Source organism: Clostridium sp. MT-14 (assembly GCF_042436595.1).
GTDB classification, from domain to species: domain Bacteria; phylum Bacillota; class Clostridia; order Clostridiales; family Clostridiaceae; genus Clostridium_B; species Clostridium_B aromativorans.
In genome coordinates this window covers 1-2266 of sequence record NZ_JBHMIY010000075.1, presented here as the reverse complement: position 1 = coordinate 2266, position 2266 = coordinate 1, and the positions used below count along the sequence as shown (strand labels likewise).

The 2266-nt window shown below is 43.5% G+C and carries 3 protein-coding genes; all 3 read right to left on the bottom strand.

Annotated elements, in window-relative coordinates; all coding sequences use genetic code 11:
• The coding region (gene lpdA, locus ACFHWD_RS20515) for a dihydrolipoyl dehydrogenase (RefSeq protein WP_378062932.1) at positions 1 to 1082 on the bottom strand (1082 nt) is incomplete at its 3' end.
• Between the two features lie 98 nt (positions 1083 to 1180).
• On the bottom strand, positions 1181 to 1600 hold the full coding sequence (locus tag ACFHWD_RS20510; protein ID WP_378062931.1) for a biotin/lipoyl-containing protein: 420 nt from the start codon (positions 1598 to 1600) through the stop codon (positions 1181 to 1183).
• A gap of 20 nt (positions 1601 to 1620) precedes the next feature.
• A partial coding sequence (locus ACFHWD_RS20505) for a dihydrolipoamide acetyltransferase family protein (protein WP_378062930.1) occupies positions 1621 to 2266 on the bottom strand: 646 nt, incomplete at its 5' end.

The window sequence follows — 2266 nt, the reverse complement described above, 5'->3', positions numbered from 1 at the left end:
TTGGCACCCATGGGGAAAATACCTACTTTGTAGTCAATTCCTTTTTCTTCGGCCTGTTCTTCAGTATACCCTACGGCAGCTATCTCAGGTTTTGTATATACACAGGAGGACACGGTCTTGTAATCCATCTTTGCATTCTGACCCGATATATTTTCTGCAGCCACCACACCCTGTTCGGAAGCAACATGGGCGAGCATTATTTTCCCTGTACAGTCCCCTATGGCATATATATTTTCTATATTAGTTCTCATATGATCATCCACACATACATTTCCCTTTTCCACCTTTACTCCAATTTTATCTAAATCAAGCCCCTCTGTATTTGCACGCCTTCCTATGGCTACCAATACTTTCTCGGCCTCCACGCTTGAAACGCCATCTCCTTTAGTAAAATCAACCTTCAGTCCATTTTCTACCTTTTCTATTTTAGTTACCTTGCATCCGGTATTCAGTGTAACTCCTCTTTTTGACAGCTTATCGGCAATTAGATTTGAAATCTGCCTGTCTATAGGCGGTAAAATAAACGGCAGCATTTCCAGAATGGTCACTTTCTTTCCAAAAGAACTGAACAGGCTTGCAAATTCTATGCCTATTACTCCGCCGCCTATAATCACTATTGTCTCCGGAAGAGATTCAAAATCCAGTGCACCGGTGCTGTCCACTACACCTTCAAGGCCTATTCCGGGTATAAGAGGTGCAAAGGGAAGAGAACCTGTGGAAATTATGGCATCGTCAAAACTTATTTTTTCAGCTTCTCCATTTTCTCTGGTTACTACAATGGAATTTTTAGCTTCCATTTTGGCAAACCCCTTGATCACATTTACCTTGTTATATGAAAGCAGTCCTTTTACTCCTGATACAAGTTTCTTTATTATTCTCTTTCTTCTCTTCTGAAGGTTTTTCCAGTTTATGCTCACTTCGCCCACATCAATTCCCAGATTTCTGCTGTCTTTGATTTCACTGAACAGTTCTGCAGAATGGAGCAGTGTCTTTGTAGGTATACATCCTACATTGAGGCAGGTTCCGCCAAGTTCTGCATTTTCAACAAGGGTTACTTTATTCCCCAGCTGTGCAGCACGGATAGCAGCTATATAACCTCCCGGGCCTCCACCTATAACAACTACATTTCTAGAGCCTGCCTCACGTTTATCGCCCCGGACTTCCGGCTCTCCTGCTTCTTCTACCTCATCTTTTCCCTCNCACGGATAGCAGCTATATAACCTCCCGGGCCTCCACCTATAACAACTACATTTCTAGAGCCTGCCTCACGTTTATCGCCCCGGACTTCCGGCTCTCCTGCTTCTTCTACCTCATCTTTTCCCTCTGCTCCCGCCTCTTTCAAAAGCTCTGAAATATCTTCATTCTCACCGGCTATTACAGCAACGGGTGTCAGGCATTTAACCGTCTCGCCTTCCTCTACGAGTATTTTTCTCACTACTCCGCTTTCCTTTGCCTCTATCTCGTTCGTAAGCTTATCCGTTTCAACTTCAAATAGAATTTCTCCCTTTTCAACTTTCTCTCCCTCATTTTTATGCCACTTTGCCAGCATTCCTTCTGTCATTGTAAGGCCCAGCTTGGGCATTATCTCCAAACAACTCATTTTTAAAAACCTCCCATGTTCTAAAGTATAAGCAGTCCCGGTTTTTCCACATACTGCTTTATTCTCTGCAAAATTCGAGCTGCATAGGCTCCGTCTATGGCCCTGTGATCCGCTGTAAGTGACATACTCATAAGCGGCTTTACAACTATCTGGCCCTTTTCCACCACCGGTGTTTCAGCAATCTTGTTTACTCCAAGTATGGCTACCTCAGGCTGGTTTATAATAGGCGAGAATGTATCTATGCCGAACATTCCAAGATTCGTTATGGTAAATGTACCTCCTGTCAGATCATCAGGTCCAAGTTTGTTTTCCTTTGCTCTCTTTACAAGATCCTTGAATTCGGCCGTAATCTGCTTGAGCCCCTTTATGTCACAGTCCTTTATCACTGGAACAAGAAGCCCGTCATCCAGGGCAACGGCAACCCCCATATTCACATAATCCTTCAAAATAAATGTATCTCCATTTACAGAACAGTTTGCCAGCGGAAATTCTTTAAGCACCTGTGAGACTATCTTTATGAGCAGATCCGTATAGGTCACCTTGAAGACGTCTTTAAGGCTGTCTTTCAATCTCTTCAGCTCTGAAGTATCCATGGTCATGTTGTAGGTTACGGTAGGTGACACGCTGACGCTTTCACTCATCCTCTTTGCAATGACTTTCCTCATT